Source organism: Streptomyces sp. NBC_01788 (assembly GCF_035917575.1).
Classification (GTDB): Bacteria; Actinomycetota; Actinomycetes; order Streptomycetales; family Streptomycetaceae; genus Streptomyces.
The window spans coordinates 7,270,121-7,287,545 of record NZ_CP109090.1; the positions used below are offsets into that span (position 1 = coordinate 7,270,121).

Sequence of the window (17,425 nt, forward strand, 5' to 3'; positions counted from 1 at the left end):
TCAACGAAGCTTGAGGTTCTAGGTTCTCCTTCATGAGCATGGAGACCACCGCCTGGACGCAGCTGCACAGCGTCATGACCGCCCAGCAGGAGCGGCGCCCGCTCGCCCGTGCGACGCTGCGCCGCATCGGCGCGTTCGCCCGCCCCCACCGCCGCCGTATCGCGCGGTTCGTCGCCCTCGGGGTGGTGACCGCGCTGCTCGCGGTGGCGACCCCGGTGCTCGCCGGGCGCGTCGTCGACGTGATCGTGTCCCGCGGCGACCAGGGCACGGTCGTACGCCTGGCCCTGCTCATCGCCCTGATCGCGGTGGCCGAGGCGGCGTTCGGCATCCTCGGCAGACGTCTGTCGGCCACGCTCGGCGAGGGACTCATCCTCGATCTGCGCACCGCGGTGTTCGACCACGTCCAGCGCATGCCGGTGGCGTTCTTCACGCGCACGCGTACCGGAGCACTCGTCTCCCGGCTCAACAACGACGTCATCGGCGCCCAGCGGGCCTTCAGCAACACCCTCTCGGGGGTCGTCAGCAACGTCGTCACGCTGCTGCTCACCCTCGCCGTGATGCTCACCCTGTCCTGGCAGATCACCCTGCTCGCCCTCGTGCTCCTCCCGGTGTTCGTGGTGCCCGCCCGGCGCATGGGCAGCCGCATGGCGCGTATGCAGCGGGAGGCCGCCACGCTGAACGCGGCGATGGGCACCCGGATGACCGAGCGCTTCTCCGCCCCCGGCGCCACCCTGGTCAAGCTCTTCGGCCGCCCCGAGCAGGAGTCGGACGAGTTCGCGGCCCGCGCCGGCCGCGTACGGGACATCGGCATCCGTACGGCGACGGCGCAGTCCGCCTTCATCACCGCGCTCACCCTGGTGTCCTCGCTGGCGCTGGCCCTGGTCTACGGCCTCGGCGGGTACTTCGCCCTGCGCGGCACCCTGGAGCCGGGCGCCGTCGTGTCGCTCGCCCTGCTGCTCACCCGCCTGTACGCGCCGCTCACGGCGCTCGCCGGGGCGCGCGTGGAGGTGATGAGCGCCCTGGTCAGCTTCGAGCGGGTCTTCGAGGTGCTCGACCTCAAGCCGCTGATCGAGGAGAAGCCGGACGCCCGCGAGGTGCCCGGGGGACCCCTCGCCGTGGAGTTCGACGGCGTCCGCTTCGGCTACCCGTCCGCCGACAAGGTCTCCCTCGCCTCCCTCGAGGAGGTCGCCGCCCTCGACAACCGCGACGGCTCAGAGGTCCTGCACGGCGTCTCCTTCCGCGCCGAGGCCGGGCAGACCGTCGCTCTCGTCGGCTCCTCCGGCGCCGGCAAGTCGACGATCGCGCAACTGCTGCCGCGTCTGTACGACGTCGACGAGGGTGCCGTGCGCATCGGCGGCGTCGACGTACGCGACCTGACCTCCGCGTCCCTGCGGGCCACCCTCGGCATGGTCACCCAGGACGGCCACCTCTTCCACGACTCCGTGCGCGCCAACCTGCTGCTGGCCCGCCCCGCGGCGACCGACGTGGAACTGTGGGACGCCCTGCGCCGGGCCCGCCTCGACGACCTCGTACGCTCCCTGCCCGACGGCCTCGACACGGTCGTCGGCGAGCGCGGCTACCGCCTGTCCGGCGGCGAGCGCCAGCGGATGACCATCGCCCGGCTGCTGCTGGCCCGCCAGCGGGTGGTCATTCTCGACGAGGCCACCGCCCACCTCGACAACACCTCGGAGGCGGCCGTCCAGGAGGCCCTGGCCGAGGCCCTGGCGGGCCGGACCGCGGTGGTGATCGCCCACCGGCTGTCCACGGTGCGGGCCGCCGACCTCATCCTGGTCGTCGAGGGCGGACTGATCGTCGAACGCGGCACCCACGACGAACTCCTGGCGGCGGAGGGCCGCTACGCGGAGCTGTACCGGACGCAGTACGAGCAGCGGGCGGAGGCGGCGCGGGAGGCGCGGGAGGCGGCGGAGACGCTGGACGCGCCGGGGATCGCGGTGGCCGGGGAGGCGGTGGTGTAGGCGACACCGCTCAGGGGGAGGGCGGCTGCCGGGTGTGGCGTGCACGCAGCACCTGCACCAGCAGAGGCACGAGGGAGAGCACGACGAGCACGGCGACCATGACCAGGACATAGTCACCGATGCGCGGAACCGATGCCCCCAGGCCGTATCCGGCCAGCACCAGGCTCTGGGACCAGAGCACGCCTCCGACGGTCGCCCAGAGCGTGAAGGTCCGCGTGGGCACGCCGAGCGCCCCGGCCGCGGGGTGCAGGACGGTCCGCAGCATGGGGATGAAGCGGCCGATCACCAGCGCCTTGCCCTGCCCGTAGCGGGTCAGGAGTGCCTGCGCCCGCGCGGCCCGTTCCTTCAGCCGCCGGTTGGAGGTGCGGGCCAGCAGTGCCCGCCCGCCCCGCCGACCGAGCAGGAACCCCACCTGCCCGCCCGCCACCGCGCCCACGGCGCCGCACACGAGCACCTGCCACAGAGCCATCCGCGGCGCCTGGGCGTCGGTCTGCGCGCACAGCACACCGGCCGGGATCAGCATCGTGTCACCGGGAAGGAAGAAGCCGACCACGACCAGACCCGACTCGGCGAAGGTCACGACCAGAACCCCCAGCGCACCGAAGGCGGCCAGCACCGAGGCGCTGTCCGTCGGGTTGACGGCGAACACCGTCATCGCCTCATGGCCCTCTTCACGTGGCCCACTGCTCCATGATGGACGCGGCTCGACGCATACCGCCTTTCGGCGGGCATGCGCAGGCAGGTTCACGTGGCGTCGGGGGAGGGCGAGATCTTCCAGGGAACGCCGGTGCTGCGCAAGCCCGGCAGAGAAGCACCCTGACATGTACAAGCTTCGGTCCCGGCCGCACAATGATCGCCGAACATTTGATCACTACGGCTAGGAGCACGGCTCATGGCAGGACCCACCGCTCAGCAGGACCCCGGGCAGGCGACAGCCCAGCACACGGCGCTCCCGGGGACCGAAGGGCTTGGGCAGCTGCGGGAGACATTCCTGCCGAAGCGCATCAGCCCGGTGCGGATAGCCCTCATGCTGGTCATGGGGATCGTCGCCCTGATCCTTCCGCCGCTCGGCGTCTACTTCTTCTGGCTCGTCTTCAGGACGCCCAACCTCTCGCGCAAGCAGGCCGCCCGCCGACTGCATCTCTTCGAGCACGGCCTGGCCGAGGTGGGAGGGAACGGCGAGGTCTCCGTCTTCCGCTGGGACTCGCTGACTGCGCTCCAGGAGATAACCGAGCGGTACGCGAACGGCGTCTACGTCGGGACCACCTACGTCTACACGCTCCACCGCGAGGACGGTACGAAGCTCAAGTTGACCGAGTTCTACGCCGAGCCCGAGCGCTGGGGCCCGGCGCTCCAGCAGGAGATCACCCGGGCGCGGCTGCCCGGGCTGCTTGCCGGGCTGGAGCAGGGCCGGACCCTGACCTACGGGACCGTCTCGGTGAACCAGAGCGGTGTGGCCACGCCGAAGGGCAGCCTGACCTGGGCGGAGATCGAGAAGGTCGAGATCTCCCAGGGAATGCTGGTGCTGCGCAAGCCCGGCAAGAAGCTGCCCTGGGCCCAGGTGCAGGTCAAGAGGATCCCGAACCTCTTCCTCCTCCTCGCCCTCATCGACCACCTGCGCTACGGCGACCTGCACCAGAACACCTGACCACCAAAGCACGAACAGCGCCCGGGGCCGCCTTGAGCGACCCCGGGCGCTGTGCGGCACCGGGCAGAGGCTCAAGATGCCTCGCGGCGGGCCTGCGATACGGTGCGGCTTCGCGTGACGACCTGCGGGGGACCGTGAATGACACGTCTGAAGACATGCACGTCTTCTGGTGTGCCGGCGATGAGGAACCCGTGCACAGAGCAGCACAGCCTGGGAGTCATCGCCGCGAGGAGCACTCACCACGTACGGATTTCGTCCTACGAAGTGCTCCTGCGGATCAAGCCGGCCTCAGCGTCGGGGAGTTACGTCTGCGAAGATGACGCCCCGGGTAGCCGGACAGTCCTGAGCTCGTCGTATCCGTCGGTTAAGTCCGCGTACGACCACTGCGCCGGCGGGTCGTCTCCGAGCACGACGGGCTGAGCGTCACACGTCGCCGGATCGCGCGCCGCGCAGGTACCGAGTCATGGTCAAGATCCGCGGATCGGGTCGCTCTGAGGTGGTCGGCTGGACATCCTGATCTTGATGTTGTTCTCGCCGTGCCGGGTGACTTCGTGCAGGCCCATGCGCTGGTAGAGGGCATGGGCCCGCTGGTTGACCGCGAGGACGTCCAAGGTGAGGTCCTGGCCTTGCCGGCGGGCTTGCTGCAGGAGGGTGCGGATGAGCCGAGTGCCGATGCCGCGCCCCTGGTGGTTGGGGTGGATTTCGATCCGGGCAAGGTAGATCTCCACGGGCCGGTGCTCGATGTGGAGCATGCCGGCGTCAGCGCCGTCGACGGTGATGATCTGCCATCGGCCGGGGCTGAATGCGCGGGTGTGGAAGCCGCGTTGGGCGTGTTCGTCCCAGCCCCAGATCTGGGTGATGTAGGCGCCCATGGCGGCCTTGTGCAGCTGGAAGCAGTACTCGCCGTCGGCGGCGGCGGCCGGCCGCAGTCCGATGGCGCTCATGCCATCCGCTCCTGGGGTCGCTCGACGAGCTGACCGCGTTCGAACCGAGCGCCGGCACGGACGAGTCGTGATCGACGGCTCGGCCGGTTCATGCCTGGAACTCGCTGAGGTCGATGGCGTGAACGCGCAGCGGGTAGCCGTACACCGGGTGTGCCGTCTCCCGCTCGGGCGCCATGCCGAGCTTGCGGATGACGTTCTCGGAGGCGTTGTCACCCACCCGGTTGATGCTGATGACGCGGTCCAGGCCGCGGTCCTGGAGCGCGAACTCCAGCGTGGCGTGGGCGGCTTCGGACGCGTATCCCTGGCCCCAGAACTGTGAGCCGATCCGCCAGCTGATCGCCACGGCGGGCATCACCTCCGGCAGGAACTCGGGCACGGACAGTCCTGTGAAGCCGATCAGTTCGCCCGAGCCAAGCAGCTCGACGGCGAAGAGTCCGAAGCCCTCCTCGTCCCACTCCTCCTCCCACCGCTCGATGTCCTCGGCCGTGTGGTCCAGGTCGCGCACCGAGCCGTCGTCGATCCAGCGCATGACCCGTGGGTCCGCGTTGATGTCCGCCATCGGCGCGAGGTCGTCGTCGTGCCAGGTACGGAGGAGGAGGCGGGGTGTGAGGATCTCGGTCATGTGCCCATCCTGCCGAAGACAAGGGCCTCATCCGTAATCCGGCGCTCGCCCGCGCTGCCGCTGCGGAACCACAAGGCGTCAAGCCGCCTGCCCCCGCCCGAAGGCTGCCCTCGACCCGGCACGAGGGCCGGGACGAGGGCCGGGACGAGGGCCGGGACGAGGGCAGCGTTCGGCCGGGACTGTCGGGTGGTCCTACGCGCGGGTCCTCAGCAGGCTCGCGCGGAGAGCCTTCTTGTCGGTCTTGCCGACGGTCGTCCGGGGCAGGGAGTCGGCGATCGAGTAGGAGGCAGGAGCGTAGAGGTCTCCAAGGGCGTCGACGATCTCGCGCGTCAGCTCGGAGAGGTCCGGGACGTCGGCAGGGTCCTGGGGCACCGGGACGACATGCACGGCCTCCGTGTCGTCGTCGCCGGGCAGACCGACGGCCGCGGCCTCCTTGACGGCGGGCTGTGCGGTGAGGAAGTCGTCGAGCAGACGGGAATAGACGTTGTCGGCGGTGCGGCCCGTCACGATGATGTCCCGCGCCCGGTCGACCAGGTACAGATAGCCGTCCTCGTCCTTGCGCCCGAGGTCTCCACTGCGGAACCAGCCCTCGCCGTCGAGCACCTCCGTGGTGCGTTCCGGGTCGTTCCAGTAGCCCTCCATGACCATGGGGCTACGCACATACAGCTCGCCGACTTCTCCTACGGCCACCGGCTCGCCCTCGTCGTCCCGCAGCTCCACTTCGACTCCCGGCCCCGGACGCCCGCAGCTGGTCAAGGACTCGGGCCGTCGGAGGTCGTGTTCCTGCGGGGGAAGCTCGGTGACCAGCCCGTTCTCGGATGCTCCGTAGATCTGGTGCAGTACCGGACCGAAGCGTTCGATTGCCTGCCTCAGACGTGCGGGGGAAGCGGCGGCACCGGTGTAGTGGAGGGTCGACAGCGCCGGGAAACGGCCCACGTGGCAGTCCGGATGGTCAAGCAGCTCGTACAGCATGGGCGTCACCACCACCATCCTGGTGACGCGCTCGCCGGCCATCGCGGACAGGGCCGTGCCGGCATCGAACGTCCTCAGCAGCACGATGGTGTGGCCGCTGAGCACGCCCAGCAGGAAGGCGCCGTGGCCGCTGGTGTGCGTCACCAGCGTGCATATCAGCAACGCGGCTTCAGCCGAGGCGTCGGCAGCATACGCGCTCGAAACCTGTACATAGAGGTCGTAGTAGCCGCTGCGGTGGACGACCAGCTTGGGCAGTCCGGTGGTACCACCCGTGTAGAGAAGCGTCGCGATGTGGCGGCCGTCGGCAGCCTCGCCGGGCGAGCAGCCTGCGATGTCGGACGCTGCCGCCAGGAAGTCGGCCGCACTCGAGGATGCGCCGACGCTGAAGACATGCGGAATGTCGAGCCGGCCGGCGATCCGCTGGGTCCGCTCCTCGAAGACCGGGTCGAACAGGAGCATCTTGACGTCAGCGCGCTGGATCAGCGCTTCAAGTTCGCCGTTGCCGGGCTCCGGCGGAACGAAGACCAGTCGACAGCCTGAGAAATGAATGGCCAGCTGGAGCAGCAGCGCCTCCGGAGAGTTCTCCACGAACAGCGCTACTCCGTCTCCCTCCACCAGACCGCTGCCCCGTAAGGCCGCGGCGAAGCGCAGGACCGTGCTGACGGCCTCGTCGCCGCTGATCCGCCGCTGCCCCGCGACGATCGCGTCACGACCGCCTCTCTCCGAGAGCCGTTGCAAGACCGAGACGGTGTAGTTCCCGCTGGAAGTGACCGTGTTCATGATCCTTCTTCGTGCTTGAGTGTGCCTCCCGGGGGTACGACCCCGGGCGCTTCCTGATCACTCGTCATCAACGATGCGGGGGCGGCGAAAAGTTCACCGGGGAGCGGCGGGGACTCGTTCTCACCAATCGGTAGCACAAGAAGTATGAGTGCATCATTCGAATCTGGTGACGGGGTATCCGTTGGGACGGCCGGCCCACTGAGCAGGTCATGCTCCGCTCCAGGGCGGCCGCCAGTTCGGGCAATGCAGCTATTCACGGATGAACACGCTCATTGCCGGGGAAAGCGCATCATCTACGCGACGTCGGGCCGTGTCATCAGCGGCGACCACAAGTGCAACGCCAGACTTGGGCTGGTCAGGGGCACGGTGTTCCACGTCGCCACCGCGATCCCCGCGTCGGCGTCGACCGACAGCCGAACCCGGTGCGGTGTGGTGATGACGTACAGCTCGGCGACGAACGTGCTGCCCTGCCAGGCGCCGGCCGCGACGACAGGGCGGCCGAGCGGCGAACATTCCCGCCACTCGCCGTGGCCGACCTCGACGTTGAGGTACGGTCCGAGTCGAAGGAGCCATCCGTCGTCCACGGGATCGACGATCACCGTGGTTCCGTCGGGCAGAGCCGAATCCTCGGCGGAGGCGTCGAGTCCCGCCTTGACGGAACGCTCCCGGGCGGCCGAACCCGGCACCGGTGCCAATGACAGCCGCCGCAGCCGATCGGCGAGGATCCCGTCGTCCCGGGTGCTTCCCACGTGGTCCATGCCGGGCAGCAGGCACTCCCACAAGGGGTCGAGCACTGCCTCCTCCTGCGTTATGGCGCCGGTCACGGCGACCACGAGATCGTACGACGGGACGACCACGCACAGCTGGCCGAAGACGCCGGCGCCGCGGTAACCGTGACGAGACATCCAGAACTGGTAACCGTACCCGCAAAGCGCGTCGGGATTTTCCGACCAGTCCTCGATCTGCAGGGTGTCGGTGTGCCGTCCGGTCGCGAGCTCCACCCATTCGCGCGGGATGAGCCGCCGGTCGCCCCAAACGCCTCCGCGCAGGAGCAGTTCACCGAAGGCGGCGACGGCCTCGGTCGTGAGGTGCAGTCCGTGGAATCCGAAGGCGGCACCGCTCGCGACCCGATCCCATTCGGCGTGGTCGACGCCCATTGGCTTGAAGAGGCGCTTGTCCAGCAGTTCCGGGAGGCCGCGGCCCGTGACCCGTTCCACCATCCGCGCCAGGATGAAGGTGGTCGGATTGTCGTAGGCGTGCCGCGCTCCCTCGGCCTCGGGGAACGGTACGCGCAGGAAGCCCTTCACCAGGTCGCCCGGTTCCTGTTGCCAGGCTTCGGCAAGGCTGTCCGTGCGGTGTCCGGCCGTCATGGACAGCAGGTGGTGAACGGTGAGGCGGCGTCCCTGCTCCGAGATGTCGTCCGGAACGTGGTCGGGCAGCACGTCCACGATCCGATCGTCCAGTGAGAGCAGCCCGTCGGCGATCGCGAGCCCCGCGGCGACCGAGGTGAACGACTTGGTCAGCGAGTAGAGAAGGTGCGGGCGCTCGGCCGAGTACGGCGCCCACCAGCCTTCGGCGACGACGTGACCGTGGCGTACGACCATGAGGGAGTGACACTCGACGGATCGTGCTTCGAGCCGATCCAGCAGCGCGGCGATCGAACGGGACGAGATCCCCGAGGCGGCCGGTGTCGAGCGCGGCAGCAGAGTGCGCTGAGAAGCCATTTGGGCACCGTATCCGAACACCGTTTCGGACCAACGCGATTAAGGCTCTGCCCGACCTCTTCTACCAGCGTTCAGTTCGTGGACATCTTCCTGCCTATGGACGGCCCAGCTCCGACTGTCCCGGCTTCAGGAGGGACAGGCCCACGCAGGGTGCCCCATCTCTGCGGGTTGCGGTCGTGGAGCGAAGCTCGAAACTCGGTGGCCGTCGTACTCGAGCTGTCGATACCGTCGGGCTCCTGGCCGGCCGCATCGGCGGTGGCCTCACCCAGGAGCGATTCCCGTGACCAGCCGGCGAGCAACGACGACGCTGTGGCGTCCCACCGGCCCCAAGGAACTGGAGCTGGTGCGTGAGCTGGGCTGGCGCTCCTGGCCGTCTCGGCTCCCCGAGCAGCCGATCTTCTACCCGGTCCTCAACGAGGACTACGCCGTCAAGATCGCGCGGGACTGGAACGTCAAGCACGACGGCGCCGGCTTCGTCACCCGCTTCGAAGTGGAGTCAGCCTTCCTGCGCAGGTACCCGGTCCAGCAGGCAGGCGGACAGACGATACTGGAACTGTGGGTACCGGCCGGGGAGCGTGACGAGTTCAACGCTCACATCGTCGGCAAGATCCGGCTGGTTCACGAGTTTCACTGAACTGCGTGGACTCCGTGACGTAGCGGACTGACCCGATGCGATGATCCCGCCTTGCCTGGCGTGACCACGGCAGCCTTGGGGGCTGACTGTGGAGGTAAGCGCCGACGCCATCCGACTCGCGCTTGGGCGTTGAGTGCCCACCGGCTTTGAGATGGTCGTCAGGGCATCGGCGATGTCAGCAGGGCAGGCCGGCCCCCGCGGTAGGGGGCCCCGTCGGCGGTCAGCCGAGCCGTCTCAGTTCCCCTCTCACCCATTCCCGTTCACGGGGTTGCGCCGTTCGCCTTCGTGGGTGTCGGCGTTCCGTCCGCGTACGGAGTGAAGTGTGCCGGTGTGTGGGCGATGGGCGGCAGGTCGGGGCGCCAGGACGTGAGGATCTGGGCGCTGCACCCGAACAGGCCCTGGGGCAGCTGGTCCAGGGGCCACCAGCGCCAGTCGCCGACGCTCTCGTTCGGCTGGTCGGCGGGCTCGCCCTGCCAGGCGGTGACGACGGCGCCGACGGTGACGCGTACGACGTCGTCGACGTGGTCGAGGAGTGTGCCCAGCAGAGTCACGTCCTCGGGACGCGTGACGAGTCCGGTCTCCTCGGCGAGTTCGCGTACGACGGTGTCGTGGAGGGACTCGCCGGGCTCGACGGTGCCCCCGGGCAGCTCCCAGGTGCCGTGCCGATGGCGTCCCAGCAGCAAGCCCCGTTCGCCGAACACGATGGCTCCGACGCCGATCGCGGCGTGCGGTACGGGCGGCCGGGTGGTCCGTGGGCGACTGGTCACAGGTGGTCGGCTGGGCGTGCGGTGGCGTCGGGCCCGGACGAGTTGGAGGATCCCGGGGTTGCCGGGGTCCGGTGCGGTGAGGAGTTCGACCCCTTCCACCTGGAAACCGTGCTCGGTCAGGAGGTCTTCCCAGAGCCGCGGAGTGAGTACCCACATCTGAGTGGGGATGGGCTCCTCGTCGCGCAGCCGGATCAATGCCCGGCGTGGCACCACCTCTCCGGACGGCCCCTGTGCGTCGGCGTCGGTGTGGAGGGCGGAGAAGACGAGGGGCGCGCCGTCGACCAGACCGTCCCGCAGAGCCGGCAGCAGGTGGCGCGGGTCGACGCAGGCGAAGGTGCGGATGCCGTAGGCGGCCTCGTACGGCTCCGCGTGCCGCAGATGCTCGGCGACGTCACCGCACAGGAAGCGGACTCCGGGCTCGCTGCCGTGAGCGTTCAGCGCACGCTGGTGCTGGGTGGGGGACAGGTCGACGCCGTCCACGAGGGCGCCGTACTCACGGGCCAGGTGGACGGCGTGGTGACCGGGACCGGACCCGACGTCCAGGATCCGCTTGCCGCGGATGTCTCCGAGAACCTCGGCTCCGGGACCCACGCCGGGCCGGAATCCCCAGTCGATACGGTCGGGTACGGGCGGCAAGTAGCCGAAGTCCAGTTGGCGTTGACCGTAGACCGTCCAGCTCTGCTCGTGTGCGGGGCGTGCCGTCACAGAAGGGCTCCAAGTCAGTTCCTGACACTGTTCAGAGAACGAGTTCGGTGCGGCGGAGGTCGCGGAACACCGTGGGTGTCGCCCAGCCGCGCAGGGTGGCATGCATCGCCGATCGGAACGCGGCCTCCGCCGTGGAGGCGTCGAGGGCGCCGGCGAGTTCGAGCGTCACAACTCCGTGCAGGGTGACCCACAAGGAGAGCGCGATGGACGTCGCGTCGCCGGCGAGGAGAGAGCCCGTCACGGCGCGGTCGATCGCCGCGAGGAGCGGACGGATGGGGTCATGGGTGCCGACCGCGCCCGATGGATCGAAGGATTGCGCCCCTCCGAACAGCACCGTGTACAGGTGGCTGTGTCCGCGCCCCCACCGCCGGTACGCGCCGGCCAGGGTGTAGATGTCGGCCAGGGGATCCTCGGAGGCCGGCGCTCCCGACAGGTCCTGGAACAGGCCGGCGACAGCTCTGTCGCGCACCGCTTCGATCAAGGCGTCCTTGCCGCCGAAGAGGGAGTACACCGCTGTCGTCGACGTTCCGGCGGCAGCCGCCACGGCGCGGACTGTGACCGATTCGCGCGGGCCCGTGGCGAGCATCTCGGTCGCGCATGCCACGAGCCGCTCTTTGACCGCCTCGTCGTTCGTCCTCGGCCTACCCATGCCAGAAGCGTACCCCGCTCTGATAACGTCGTTTTGAAACAGCGTTCTGAAACCTGGGAGTTCGCCGTGCCCCTGTTCGCCATGCGCGTTGCACGCTTCGCCGCACGCTTACTGCAGGCCCTGACTGCCGTCGTGACACTGACTGTTGTCTTTCTCGTGTTGATCGTCCTCACGGGCGGGGCCGGCTCAGGGGGCGTCGCGTGGCTGACGACCCTGGGCGTCGCCTGCGCCGCCGCACTGTGGCTGGGCCGCAGCCGGACCGGGGCGGCTCGACTCGTGCCGTTCCTGCCGGTGGTCGTCGCGGCGGCACTGACGGCGTCGGTCTGCGTTCCGACCGTGCCCACGACCCGGCGGTACCCGCCCGCCCTGCCCTTCGTGGCCACACAGCACTGGAGCCTGAACACCGGAAGCAGGGTCGCCGTCTACCACTACCCGCCCGCAGGCCAGGGCAGCCGACACCCCGTCCCGCTCGTGTACCTCCATGGCGGACCAGTCCGCGGAATATCGGTACTCGATCACCGGTTCCTGCAACTTCTGGCCCGCCAGGGTCACGACGTCTACGCCTACGAACAGGCCGGCGGAGGACGCAGCGACCCGCTCCCCATGGACCAGTACACGATCTCCAGATCGGTCCGTGACCTCGACGCTTTCATCCAGCGTCTGGACAAGGGCAAGGTCGACGTCCTCGGCTTCTCGGCCGGCGCGGTCGTCCTCACCCGGGCCCTGGCTGAACCCTCGGCCGCCACCCGGCTGCACCAGGCGGTCATCGCCGAACCCGGCCCGATGGACGGCCCCACATCGAGGATCAGCGGGCACAAGGGACGTCCGTCAGCGCGCGGCCTCGCACCGAGCGCGAACGGACCGCGATCGACACACATCCCCCGGTACGCCGTGGCGTTCGGCCTCATGCGGCTCGGCCTCCTCACCACCGACACCGGGCTGATCGGACAGGCTGAGGGCGACAACGCGTTCACCGCCGCCGACCTCGGCAGCGACACGGCTTCCGCCTACTGCGCGCGCGACGCGGACCGAATCCCGTCCGAGGACACGCCCCAGAACTTCTCCTTCAGTCCCGCCGCCAGCCTCCGCGTCCAGCAGACGGTGAAGGACTCTCCCTCCATCGCATCGCGACTCCGGCGCTCAAAGACCCCCGCCATGCTGATGATCGCCGAGTGCTCCTCGCAGCTTCGCCAGTGGGCGACCACCATCCTGGCCAATGACCCCGCCATCCAGCGCACGCAGTACATGTCCGGCGTCGGGCATCACATGTGGAACGGCCTGGATGACAACGACGATCGAACCGCGGCGGTCATCACCGCGTTCCTCCGAGGCGAGCCGGCACCCCTGCCCGACCACCCCACCCGCGAGGAGATTCCCGCCTTCCTGCTCGACCGCGAGTGACCCTCCGCGGTGCGCGTCGCGGTCGCGCGTGTGCTGTGACGCCGCCCGTACACGCCGTCGTGTACGGGTTCCAGGCGAACCCGGCACGTAACCCCTTCTCGGCATCCGGCCGTTGTACTCGTTGCAAGAGGTGACGCGGTGTGACAAGGGGGTGCTCAGCCATGGCAAGTGGCAGTGCGCTTGATTCGTCCGGCAGTATGAAGGCGTTCGGGGCGGCCCTGAAGGTCTTCCGTGAACGGGCCCTGCTGACGCAGGAACAGTTGGCCGAGCGGCTCAACTACTCGCACGCTTCGGTCGCTTCGGTGGAGCAGGGACGGCGGATGCCCTCCGCGACCTTCGTCGAGCGGGCGGAGGAGGCTCTGGAGTCGTTCGGTGTGCTGCGGGCCGTGGCCCGGCATGTCGGGCGGCAGCGCGGGCTCGCGGTCTGGTTCCGGGAGTGGGCGCAGCTGGAGGAGACGGCGGTCAGCCTGTGCACGTACGAGTGCCGGGTCGTGCCGGGGCTGCTCCAGACCGAGGCCTACACGCGCGCGGTGATGCTCAACGTGCCGCCTCCGCCGACGGTGGAGCAGTTGCAGGAGCGGATCGCCGCCCGGCTGGCGCGGCAGGAACTGTTGACGCGCAGGCCGCCGGTCGCGTTCAGTTTCATTGTCGAGGAGTCGGTACTGCTGCGGCACACGGGAGACGAGGAGGTCACCCGGGAACTGCTCGACCACCTCCTCGTCCGCACGCAACCGTGGAACGTGGAGCTGCAGATCATGCCGCAGCGGCAGCCCCACCACGCGGGTACGGACGGGCCCATGCAGCTTCTTGAGACCCCGGAGCGCCAGTGGTTGGGGTACTCGGAGGGGCAGAAGACCGGGCAGCTGGTTTCTGACCGGGAAGCGGTGAGCGTGATGCAGATGCGCTATGCCAAGATGCGCTCGCAGGCTCTGTCCCCCGCGGACTCGGCCGAGTTGTTGCAGCGGATGCGAGGAGCGCTATGAGCACCAACAGTCAGCTGGAATGGTTCAAGAGCAGCTACAGCGGGTCCGAAGGCGACAGCTGTGTGGAAGTCGCACTCGCACTCGGGGCCGTGCACGTACGCGACTCCAAGCAGATTGACGGACCGCGGTTCGAGGTCGCCTCCCCGGCGTGGGCGGAGTTCCTCGGGTTCGTGGGGTAGGCCGGGAGCTGTGGCTCAATAGCCGCCGAGGAGGGTCCGTACCCTCCGCAGCGCCTCCGGGCCGGCGGTGCTGTGCCAGCGGGTGGGGTCGGCGGGGCGGCGGCCCCACAGGAGGAGGACGCGGGTGGCCGCGTCGCTCTCGATCGTGGCCGGGCCCTCCGGGGCGGCGAGCCGGATCGTGCCGCCGTCGGCGTCCGCGGCCACCACGATGTCGTCGGTGCCCGGGGTGCGCAGGCGGCCCTCGACCCGCCCCTCGGGGCCCAGGTCCAGACCGGCGCGGCCCCGGACCAGCAGGGGCCGGCCCACCGACACCACGCTGTGCTCCGTCATCCACGACTCGTTGAGGGACCGCACGGCCGTCCGGTCGTCGCCGGTCAGGTCCCAGCGGTGGAGGATCAGTTCCTCCCGCATGTGTTCCGCGAAGAAGGGGACCTGCACGGAACGGCCGGTCCACATCACTTCCGTGTCCGGGGACAGGTCCTGCGCCGCGGCCGCCGCGATTTCGGTGAGCTGTTCACAGTTGGTCATGAACGCCGCCCAGAGCTCGGTGTCCGACATCCGCCGGTAGGTAGCCTCGCGCGCGAAGCTCCTGGTCTCCACCGGTGCGCCCGCGAGGAACGCTCGCAGCACCCGCGCCAGTTCCTCGGCGTTCCCCGTCTGGTGGACCAGGATGTCGCGCACGGTCCACGCCTCGCACCACGTGCCGTCGTCGGGCCTACGGCCCTGCACGGCGTGGATGAAGGGAGCCAGCTCGGGCAGCGTGTCGTCGACCTTGGACGGGATCACGTGCCATGGGTATCCCGGTCGGGCCGCAGACCAAACCACCGGGCGGCCGATCGGGGCACAGTGCCTCGGGGCGGAGCGCCGAGCGGGTGCGGTCGCCCCCTCCGTGGGTACCCGTTCGCGTGCGGCGACCTGACGACCGTACGACGGAGAGCCGGGGCGAGCGCATGCCCGAACTGCCGGATGTCGAGGGATTCCGCGAGGTGCTGATGACCTGCGGCCGGCAGCGGTGCGTCACGGACGTCGAGGTGCGGGACATTGGGGTGCTGGGGGGCGTCAGCGCGCAGCGGCTGCGCAGGGAGCTGACGGGCCGGCGCCTGGGGGAGGCGTGGCGGCACGGAAAGTGGTTGTTCGTGCCGGTCGGCGACGGCGGTCCCGTACTGGTCTGGCACTTCGGCATGACGGGGTCGCTGCGGTGCTGTGCCCCGGACGAGCCCCTCGCGCCGCACGATCGCGTCGTGCTGACGCTCGACGGCGCCCGGCACCTGCGCTACGGCGATCAACGCAAGCTCCAGGGCGTGCAGTTGGCCGACGACGCGCGGCTCGCGCGGATCGTGGACGGTCTGGGTCCCGACGCCCTGACCGTGAGCCGAGCGGAGTTCCGGGACCTGCTGTCGGGACGGCGGCGTGCCGTCAAGAGCGCGCTGATGGACCAGTCCGTGATCGCGGGTCTCGGGAACCTCCTGTGCGACGAGATCCTCTGGCGGGCCCGGGTGGCACCCCGGACCCGGGCGCGGGACCTGAGCGAGACCGCGCTCCGGCGTGTTCACGCGCGGATGGGCCGGGTCCTGGATTCGTCCGTCCGTGCCGGGTGCGTGCCGCCGAGGCGCTCCTGGCTCACCGGGCACCGCGACGACCGCGAGCCGATGTGCCCTCGCTGCGGGTGGCCCCTGTGCTCGAACCGCGTCGGCGGACGCCGCACGGTCTGGTGCCCGCAGTGCCAGAGATGAGCGGAACGGGCCGTTGCGGAGGGCGGAACCGATCATGGGATGATGACCGGCGACAAAAAGGCGACGGCGGTCCGAGGAAGCCGGTGTGAATCCGGCGCGGTCCCGCCACTGTGACCGGTGAGCGAGTTCCGGAACGCCACTGCCCCGTACGGGGTGGGAAGGCGGGACGAGCGAAGACCCGGGAGCCAGGAGACTCACGCGGTCGCCTCCTCGATCGACACCGGGGCGGATCTCCCCGGGAGGGGAGTGGGGCGGCGTGCCCGAAATGCCGACGGACGAGGCGCCGGACGGTGCCGTGGCGGGGAGCGGTCCGGTGCCGTGCCGGGTCGTCGTGTGCCGGGACTGCTGCTGCGGCAGCCCCAAGGTGACCGGGGTGGATCACGCGGCGCAGACCGCGCGGCTGCGCGCGGAGGTGCCGATGCGCGTCTCCGACTGCCTCGACGTGTGCGAGCAGGCGAACGTCATCGTGGTCCAGCCCTCCGCCGTGGGCCGGGCGGCCGGCGCGCGGCCGGTCTGGCTCGGACTCGTCAACGACGTGGACGCGACCGAGGACATCGTCGCCTGGGTGCGCGCCGGGGGCCCGGGGGTTGCCCCCCTGCCGGAGATCCTCGGCCTCTACGCCATCAAGCCGCCACGGCGACCCACGGACTCCTGAGGCTCGTGCGTGCCGGGACGGACGCGCCAGGACGCGCCCGCTGGGACGCCTGCACGCGCTGGGACGCCCGCACGCGCGAGGAGACCCGTACCAGCGCGAAGACCGTCCCGTCGTCACCGGCCGGGGAACGGCCGGGCCTCCGCCAGCGTGACCGGGTCGCCGGCCGGCACCCCGTGCAGGACCTGGGCGAGTACCTCCGCGCCGCGCACCACCCGGGGCCCCGGCCGGTTGAAGTAGGACGGGCCGTCCAGCACCCAGACGCGACCGGACCGTACCGCGGGCAGATCCGTCCAGCCGGGCAGCCCGCTGAGCAACGAGGCTTCCCGCAGGGTGCGTTCGGGAGGAAAGCCGCACGGCAGGACGAGGACCACGTCCGGCTGCGCGGTGCGTACCGCCTCCCAGGTCACCGGCTTGGTGTGCTCGCCGGGGGCGGCGAGGAGCGGCTTGCCCCCGGCGGCGGTGATCTGCTCGGGCACCCAGTGCCCGGCGGGCCATAGCGGGTCGAGCCACTCGATCGCCGCCACCCGGGGCCGGCCGAGTCCGGCGACCGCGTCGCGGACCCGGTCGAGGCGGTCCCGCAGCTCGGCCCGGCGCTGGCGCGCGCGCTCACCCACGTCGAGCAGGTCGCCGACGGTGACCAGGCAGTCCAGTACGTCGTCGAGCGTGCGCGGCTCCAGGCTGAGGACCCGGGTGCCGGCGTCGAGCAGCCGTACGGTCCGGCTGACCCTCTCGTACGACACCGCGCACACGTCGCACAGGTCCTGGGTGAGCACCACGTCGGGGCGCAGAGCGGCCAGGGCCTCGGTGTCCAGCGTGTACAGCGACGAACCGGAGTGCGCCGACCCGCCGACGGCGTCGGAGATCTCCCGGCTGGTGAGCGCGTCCTGGTCCAGGTCCGCCCCGGTCACCACGGGGACGGAGGCGACCTCGCGCGGCGGCCAGTCGCACTCGTGGGTGCGGCCGGCCAACTGCTCCGAAAGGCCGAGTTCGGCGACGATGTCGGTCGCGGCGGGCAGCAGGGAGACGATGCGCATACGTCGACTGTAGGAGACT

General features: G+C 70.1%; 17 protein-coding genes and 1 riboswitch. Of the genes, 8 read left to right on the top strand and 9 right to left on the bottom strand.

Going from position 1 to position 17,425, the window contains the following annotated elements; translation table 11 throughout:
- Nucleotides 1–38: 38 nt before the first annotated feature.
- Nucleotides 39–1,976 (top strand): ABC transporter ATP-binding protein, encoded by a 1,938-nt coding sequence (locus OIE49_RS32400; protein WP_326806388.1) that lies wholly within the window; start codon nt 39–41, stop codon nt 1,974–1,976.
- Between the two features lie 10 nt (nt 1,977–1,986).
- Here the strand turns inward: OIE49_RS32400 and OIE49_RS32405 are convergent, their stop codons facing one another.
- Nucleotides 1,987–2,625: a DedA family protein gene (locus OIE49_RS32405; protein ID WP_326806389.1), complete on the bottom strand. Its 639-nt coding sequence runs from the start codon at nt 2,623–2,625 to the stop codon at nt 1,987–1,989.
- 243 nt (nt 2,626–2,868) lie between these two features.
- Between OIE49_RS32405 and OIE49_RS32410 the strand changes: the two genes are divergently transcribed.
- Entirely contained in the window at nt 2,869–3,624 is a 756-nt protein-coding gene (locus OIE49_RS32410) for a DUF6585 family protein (RefSeq protein ID WP_326805391.1), read from the top strand.
- 467 nt (nt 3,625–4,091) lie between these two features.
- On the opposite strand, the gene OIE49_RS32415 is transcribed toward OIE49_RS32410, so the two are convergent.
- From OIE49_RS32415 to OIE49_RS32430, 4 genes are all read right to left on the bottom strand, one after another.
- Entirely contained in the window at nt 4,092–4,568 is a 477-nt protein-coding gene (locus OIE49_RS32415) for a GNAT family N-acetyltransferase (protein WP_326805392.1), read from the bottom strand.
- A gap of 88 nt (nt 4,569–4,656) precedes the next feature.
- Nucleotides 4,657–5,190, bottom strand: a complete 534-nt coding sequence (locus OIE49_RS32420; RefSeq protein WP_326805393.1) for a GNAT family N-acetyltransferase — start codon at nt 5,188–5,190, stop codon at nt 4,657–4,659.
- A 192-nt stretch (nt 5,191–5,382) separates the two neighbouring features.
- The gene (locus OIE49_RS32425; protein ID WP_326805394.1) at nt 5,383–6,942 is read right to left on the bottom strand and encodes an AMP-binding protein; all 1,560 of its coding nucleotides are present in this window, start codon (nt 6,940–6,942) and stop codon (nt 5,383–5,385) included.
- A 293-nt stretch (nt 6,943–7,235) separates the two neighbouring features.
- A complete protein-coding gene (locus tag OIE49_RS32430; RefSeq protein WP_326805395.1) occupies nt 7,236–8,666 on the bottom strand; it encodes a serine hydrolase domain-containing protein in 1,431 nt (476 codons plus the stop codon).
- 280 nt (nt 8,667–8,946) lie between these two features.
- On the opposite strand from OIE49_RS32430, the gene OIE49_RS32435 reads away from it, so the two are divergent.
- Nucleotides 8,947–9,300 carry a hypothetical protein gene (locus tag OIE49_RS32435; RefSeq protein ID WP_326805396.1) on the top strand — a complete coding sequence of 118 codons (354 nt, stop codon included), beginning with the start codon at nt 8,947–8,949 and terminating at the stop codon, nt 9,298–9,300.
- A 260-nt stretch (nt 9,301–9,560) separates the two neighbouring features.
- Here the strand turns inward: OIE49_RS32435 and OIE49_RS32440 are convergent, their stop codons facing one another.
- Complete coding sequence (locus OIE49_RS32440; RefSeq protein WP_326805397.1) at nt 9,561–10,772, bottom strand: bifunctional class I SAM-dependent methyltransferase/NUDIX hydrolase; 1,212 nt, start codon at nt 10,770–10,772, stop codon at nt 9,561–9,563.
- Between the two features lie 31 nt (nt 10,773–10,803).
- Nucleotides 10,804–11,421: a TetR/AcrR family transcriptional regulator gene (locus OIE49_RS32445; RefSeq protein WP_326805398.1), complete on the bottom strand. Its 618-nt coding sequence runs from the start codon at nt 11,419–11,421 to the stop codon at nt 10,804–10,806.
- Between the two features lie 132 nt (nt 11,422–11,553).
- On the opposite strand from OIE49_RS32445, the gene OIE49_RS32450 reads away from it, so the two are divergent.
- The 3 genes from OIE49_RS32450 (at nt 11,554) to OIE49_RS32460 (ending at nt 13,984) form a co-directional block, all read left to right on the top strand.
- A complete protein-coding gene (locus OIE49_RS32450; RefSeq protein ID WP_326805399.1) occupies nt 11,554–12,822 on the top strand; it encodes an alpha/beta hydrolase family protein in 1,269 nt (422 codons plus the stop codon).
- A gap of 161 nt (nt 12,823–12,983) precedes the next feature.
- Entirely contained in the window at nt 12,984–13,805 is an 822-nt protein-coding gene (locus OIE49_RS32455; RefSeq protein WP_326805400.1) for a helix-turn-helix domain-containing protein, read from the top strand.
- The gene (locus OIE49_RS32460; protein WP_326805401.1) at nt 13,802–13,984 is read left to right on the top strand and encodes a DUF397 domain-containing protein; all 183 of its coding nucleotides are present in this window, start codon (nt 13,802–13,804) and stop codon (nt 13,982–13,984) included. Before OIE49_RS32455 ends, OIE49_RS32460 begins: the two co-directional genes overlap by 4 nt.
- Nucleotides 13,985–13,999: 15 nt before the next feature.
- On the opposite strand, the gene OIE49_RS32465 is transcribed toward OIE49_RS32460, so the two are convergent.
- Nucleotides 14,000–14,770: a maleylpyruvate isomerase N-terminal domain-containing protein gene (locus OIE49_RS32465; RefSeq protein ID WP_326805402.1), complete on the bottom strand. Its 771-nt coding sequence runs from the start codon at nt 14,768–14,770 to the stop codon at nt 14,000–14,002.
- A 164-nt stretch (nt 14,771–14,934) separates the two neighbouring features.
- Here OIE49_RS32465 and OIE49_RS32470 point away from each other — a divergent pair, with 164 nt between their 5' ends.
- Nucleotides 14,935–15,717 carry an Fpg/Nei family DNA glycosylase gene (locus OIE49_RS32470; RefSeq protein WP_326805403.1) on the top strand — a complete coding sequence of 261 codons (783 nt, stop codon included), beginning with the start codon at nt 14,935–14,937 and terminating at the stop codon, nt 15,715–15,717.
- A 73-nt stretch (nt 15,718–15,790) separates the two neighbouring features.
- Nucleotides 15,791–15,913, top strand: a riboswitch (cobalamin riboswitch).
- Between the two features lie 69 nt (nt 15,914–15,982).
- Nucleotides 15,983–16,372 (top strand): (2Fe-2S) ferredoxin domain-containing protein, encoded by a 390-nt coding sequence (locus OIE49_RS32475; protein WP_326806390.1) that lies wholly within the window; start codon nt 15,983–15,985, stop codon nt 16,370–16,372.
- A gap of 113 nt (nt 16,373–16,485) precedes the next feature.
- Here OIE49_RS32475 and OIE49_RS32480 read toward each other — a convergent pair whose 3' ends face one another.
- Nucleotides 16,486–17,406, bottom strand: coding sequence for a cobalamin-binding protein (locus OIE49_RS32480; protein WP_326805404.1), 921 nt, complete (start codon nt 17,404–17,406; stop codon nt 16,486–16,488).
- Between the last annotated feature and the right edge of the window lie 19 nt (nt 17,407–17,425).